This window comes from Stieleria sp. (genome assembly GCF_041595215.1).
GTDB classification, from domain to species: Bacteria; Planctomycetota; Planctomycetia; order Pirellulales; family Pirellulaceae; genus Stieleria; species Stieleria magnilauensis.
This window is the reverse complement of sequence record NZ_JBFHKV010000529.1, coordinates 1-5,694: the sequence shown is the minus strand read 5'-3', so window position 1 is coordinate 5,694 and position 5,694 is coordinate 1. Positions and strand designations below refer to the sequence as shown.

Sequence of the window (5,694 nt, the reverse complement as noted above, 5' to 3'; positions counted from 1 at the left end):
CGCGGGCAGACTATTCGTCGCCGACAGCGGGCTGGACGTTGGGGACTGGAGCCCACCGGTGTTCCAGGCATGATCCCGGCTTTCGCGGAAACGACGAGACGGCGTCTCCGCTCGGCCGCATAAACCCAATACCGCTAAGTAAAGCGTCGTTTCCTCGTGCTAGGGCCCGCAGGCGCGCGCCAAACGGCTGATATTCATTAGATATCAGCCGGTTCGCGCCAGCGCGAGCGGCCTCTCGGTTGGTCTTGACTTAGCGGTAGTGCGCTCAAACCCGGCCCCCTGATACACTGACCGATCGCGACCGCGGCGCGTGATCGGCACTTCCCACGTGGACCGGAGCCGTCTGGTCATCGGTCGCGATGGGCAGCGTGAATTCAAACCACGCGCCGTCAGCACCATCAACCGTGTACAGCCTCCCCTGGTGCGACTCGATGATCGAACGACTGATCGCCAGCCCCATCCCCATGCCCTGCGTCTTGGTGGTCACAAAGGTTTGGAAAATCTCGTCGCCTTGATCCTTCGCGATGCCGGGCCCTGAATCGATCACCGACACCTTCAACATTTCCTCTTCCGTTGCGACCACAATCTTCAGCGTCCGCTCGACGACCGCAGGGTCATCCATCGCGTCAACGGCGTTGCGAATCAGGTTGACCAGGACCTGTTCGACTTGCACCCGATCGGCGTACGCCTTGGGCAGTTCAGCGGGAATGTCGACGAGAATATCGTTGACGACCGTTCGCGTTCGGTACTCGCACAGATCCAACGATTCAGTGACGGCGGACTCGATGTCAAATGCGGTCAGATTGCTGCCGGGACGACCGAATCGGCGCAGACTGTTGACAATCCTGTTGATTCGCTCGGTTTGCTCTTTGATCCGCTCGATCCATTGGCGGATGTCTTCTTTGCGCTCCACGTTTTCGATGGCTCCCAACTCACGATCCAACACCAACAAGGACGCCGACGAGAAGTTTGCGATCGTCGCCAAAGGTTGATTGATCTCGTGCGAAATCCCGGCAACCATTTCCCCGAGTGCCGAAACGCGTGCCAAGTGTGCGAGTTCCAACTCCTTTTCGCTCAGCCGATTCTGGGCGTCTCGCAGATCGGTGATGTCGTTCCCGACCACTTGATAGCCCAGCGGATTCCCGACCTGGTCGACCAAAACACGACAATGCCATTGCTCCCAACGCAGCTGACCGTCGGCATCGTCGAATGACACGACCGACCTTCCCTCCTGTCGCCCCTCTTCCACGTTCGCAACCACTTGCCGCAAACGGCTGACCACCTTCGCCGGCAACACTGCGCTGACCGTCTGGCCGGCGATACGATTGGCACGCAAGAATGCCGTGTTCACAAACGTCACATTCTGATCGGCATCAAAACGAACGATGTATTCGCTTTGGTCTTCCACGATCGATCGGTACTGGACCTCACTGGCGTGCAACCGCTGATTGGCCTCACGCAACTCTCTCGTTCGGCGGGCGACGCGACTTTCCAAGCTTTGATTGGCTTGCTGCAGATCCTGCTCCGCCGACAACAACCGCTCATGGCTCGTTCGCAGCGATGATTCCCGGCGAAAAACGCGTCCGGTTTGAATCATCGCCAGACAAAACAGCACCAGCATCAGCAGCATCAACCCTTGGAACCAACTGCGTTGCCATAGCGCCGGAAAAATCTCAATGGTGATTTCAGCAGGCGTCGTGTCGATGTTGAAATCGGCGTCACGGGCCCGCACGCGGAAACGGTGGAGCCCGCCCTCCAGTCCCGGCAAATCGACTCGGACCGCCGGTGAAAACGCGCTCCATGGCTGATCGTCAACACTCCACGAGAACGTCAACTGGTCACGGGGCGTTGCTTCCATGTAGTCCACGCCGCTCCAAGCCAACGAGACCGCTTCACCGAACGTGGCCTGAGCTGCCGATCGCTCAATCTGGGTGTCAGGGGATCGGTCATCCGGACGATAACGAAACGTCTTGAATTTATCTTGCAGCGACCCCATGTCCTTCATTGGAATCCCCTTGGCAAGATCACGGGTCATGATGGCGACCCCCGACGCGTTGAACCACAACTCCCCCGATCGCCCTTCATAGAGCCCTCCATAGTCTGTGTCGTAGGCCAAGTCGGCCGGCAGCGCCGCCGGAGCCCAGGTCCGACCATCAAATCGATCAAAGCCCGCTGGCGTTCCGACCAAGACGCTCGAGTCTGACATCGGCAACACACTCTTGATGCGACTGTTGGAAACCCGATTCGATTCTCCATAGACAGTCGATCGGAACTCCGGGCCATCGGCCGGATCATCGGCCGGGCGACCATCCAACCGCACGACGCCCTTGACGCGCGTGCCGATCCACAGATCCCCGTCTTGGTCGTTGGCCAACGCGTCAGTGAACCCCCGCGCGACCAAAGGAAGATCGGCAGAGGCACCGAACTGGTCCTCGGGTGTGACCTGCACCAGCGACGGCCCGGCAAACCAGACCGAGCCGTCTTGTGTTTGGGCGATGCCGTAAACGAAATCAAGTCGATTGGTGGGACGAAAATGCTTCCACACTTCGCCGTCAAACCGCAACACACCGCCGTGGTCATCTTCCTGGACCAGCTGATTGACTGCCGCCCCAAACCAGAGCCGCTGGTCCCGATCCTCGAACACCGCACGCCGATCCACCGCCCACGAAAGTTCAGGATGCAGTCTGCGTTCCCAACGGTTTCCCAGACGTCGGGCCGTGGCGGCCACCCCGTCATGGCTGCCGGCCGCCCAAACGTCGCCTGCGGTCGTCACGATCACCCGCAGCGGCTGCGACATCAACCCGTCGTCAGCGTCGTATTGCTGCCAACGGTCCCCCTGGTGACGCACGACTGTCAGGCGATCGGTGAGGAACCACTCCTCGCCGTCTTCACCGCTGGCTTGATAAACCAAGCCACGATACGTCGTCCACCGTTGCCCTTGTGGTTCCAGACGCAGCGCGATGGCTCCCTTACCGGCGATCCATAACGCACCGTCGGATGTTTTCTTGACCATGATGTCGTTGCCAAAAATGCCGTGGTCGCGCATCCCGTGGTCGACCACCCGACCGCTCGCTGAAACCGACAAGACCGCACCGTTGGTGCCGACCAACAACGTCCCGTCATCACACGTCTCGATCGACGAACCAATCCCACGGGGCAGATCGATCACCGTCCAGCGATCGCCGTCGTAACGGAGCAAACATTCCGTCGCGGTGTTGCGTCCCACCCCGGCAATCCCCCGATCCGTCACGACGATGCTGGGCATCGCGATGACGGGAAGACCGTGCACTCGCGTGTGGTGAGTCCATTCCTCTGTGCCGTCTTGATTGCGCTGCAAAGAAAGAATCCTGCCTAAACGCGTCGCAAACCAAACCGTTCCGCGACCATCGTCCTCAATCTGAATCGGCCGAAACCTCTGATACCGACCCTCGATCGATTCACATACCAATTCCAGATCGAGAACCTCCTCACCACCTTTAGGCAGCACGCTCAATTGAATCCGCGTTCCGGGTTCATCCTCAAGTTCCCGCTGAAACACCGTGCGACGGGCCTCGCCATCAATCGCCACGATTCGGTCGCCCACCCGAACGCCCTGCCTGGCCGCGGGACCGTTTTCGGCAACCGCAATGACTGTGTTTTTATCCACGCCCTGGCCGTATAGACACACGCCTACCCCCGCGTTCCACCTGACCGTGTCGGCCGCCGCAACCGCTTCGATTTGAATCTCTGCGGTAACCAGATCGCCCTGCAGAGAATTCGCGATCTCAGGCGTCGTCAACAGCTGGATCTCTTGCCACGGATCGTCTTGTCCGCCCGAAGGAGCCCCTCGCAACCGCAACGCCCCCTTATCGGTGCAGACCCACAGAACACCGTCGGCCCCGACGGCAAGGTCTTCGATCACCCAACGTCCCCGATCGGTCTGGGGAAAGACTTGCCGAAACCGTCCCTGCTCGAGCACATGAATCGAGGACCCCGTGGCGGCATAAAACTGACTTTCGACCTGAGCAAACGCGATCGCTGCCCCCGGCAAATTGCTGGCCGCTCCAAACTCATCCCAGCGTAGCCCGTCGTAACGAACCGCCCCGTCCGCCACCCCGAACCAGATCGCGCCGCGAGCATCTTCGCCGAGACACCTCAGCTCTGTGCCCTTGAGCTGAGGGAAAGCCCGAATCCGCCAGGGCTCCCAGAACGGATCGGGCGAATGCGGCCGATAAGACTCGGCTTGTTGCGCTACGCCCGTGCCGGCGACAAACAACGCGACCAGCAGGTACACTATTCGGTAGGAAAGAAAGTCCACTATCCGGCGTCCACGTCAACAACAACGATTCGACTGTTCAGCTCACGGTCGAAGCTGACACAGAACGGAATCCACCTCGCCAAATCTGCAATGCCCGTCAATAAACAAGCCCATGTCGTTATTGTCGAGGATGACCCGGACGTCCGGGATTCACTCTGCGCGATTATAACCGCGTTGGGCCACCAATGTGTCGCCTTCGAATCGGCCGAAAAAACGCTTTCCTACCAACAGCTTGCCGACTGTGACTGCCTGCTGGTGGACTTCAACCTGCCCGGGATGAGCGGGACCGATTTCCTTCAAGAAGTCCAGCAAGACGGTGACGCCCCCCCGGCGTGCCTGTACACCGGCCGCGTCGACCCACGCATTCACGATGCAGCCGCCGGGCTGAAGAACACGCTGGTCCTGGAAAAAGGCAACGACTCCAATTCGATCGCCAACTACCTGCAACAGCTACTCGACCAATCCCACTGAACCGTCCCGTTCGCTCAGCGCTCAATCGCCAGCCCAGCGGCACGTCCAACCTTACCAACACGCCAAAACCGAGACAGACAGGACACCTGCGTCACCTAGGTCCTATCTCCCCGCCCGACCCGCCACGGTCTGTCCCCAATCACCCAGGGTCTGTCCCCAATCACCCAGGGGTCTGTCCCCGCGCGCTCCTGGGGTCTGTCCCCGTGTGCAAAAATGGAACCTCTACGACAGATAGGACACATGCGTCGCCTAGGTCCTATTGGTCCCATTTCCCAAGGACCGCCGCCGGGCGCCTGCCGCCCGCTAACAGCTAACAGCTAACAGCTAACCGCTAACAGCTCCCCCGTTGCGCGCACGAAAAAACCCGCGTTGGCTGGCGACAGTCCAACGCGGGTCTTCGTGATTCTTTGGTGGTGAAATGCAGTGCGAGCACTGCGCTGTTGAGTTGTTTGCGAGATCACTTCCACGGATTCGGTCCCCACTGTCACCAGTGAAAACCTATTTCTAAGAATCCTTAGAAAGGAGGTGATCCAGCCGCAGGTTCCCCTACGGCTACCTTGTTACGACTTAGTCCCAATCGTCGAGCTGACCTTCGGCGCCTGCGTCAGTAAACTGTTCGCTCAGCGACTTCGGGCCCTCCCAACTTTCGTGGCTTGACGGGCGGTGTGTACAAGGCTCAGGAACACATTCACCGTAGTATGCTGACCTACGATTACTAGCGATTCCGGCTTCATGCAGGCGAGTTGCAGCCTGCAATCCGAACTGAGGCACGGTTTTTGGGATTTGCTTGCTCTCGCGAGTTCGCTTCCCATTGTACGCCGCATTGTAGGACGTGTGCAGCCCTGATCATAAAGGCCATGAGGACTTGACGTCATCCCCACCTTCCTCCGGTTTAACACCGGCAGTCTCCCTAGAGTCCCCGGCAT

Annotated in this window: 2 protein-coding genes and 1 rRNA gene; 1 reads left to right on the top strand and 2 read right to left on the bottom strand. The window is 59.5% G+C overall.

Annotated features, from left to right (window positions below; all coding sequences use genetic code 11):
• Positions 1-265 precede the first annotated feature (265 nt).
• Positions 266-4,297, bottom strand: a complete 4,032-nt coding sequence (locus ABX749_RS19400; protein WP_372897422.1) for an ATP-binding protein — start codon at positions 4,295-4,297, stop codon at positions 266-268.
• Positions 4,298-4,387: 90 nt separating this feature from the next.
• Between ABX749_RS19400 and ABX749_RS19395 the strand changes: the two genes are divergently transcribed.
• Positions 4,388-4,768 (top strand): response regulator, encoded by a 381-nt coding sequence (locus tag ABX749_RS19395; protein ID WP_372897421.1) that lies wholly within the window; start codon positions 4,388-4,390, stop codon positions 4,766-4,768.
• Positions 4,769-5,286: 518 nt separating this feature from the next.
• Here ABX749_RS19395 and ABX749_RS19390 read toward each other — a convergent pair.
• A 16S ribosomal RNA gene (locus ABX749_RS19390) occupies positions 5,287-5,694 on the bottom strand; the annotation flags it as partial.

Bases quoted from the DNA above. Each gene is read 5' to 3' on its own strand.
- ABX749_RS19395 (WP_372897421.1), top strand. From the start codon at position 4,388: ATGCCCGTCAATAAACAAGCCCATGTCGTTATTGTCGAGGATGACCCG.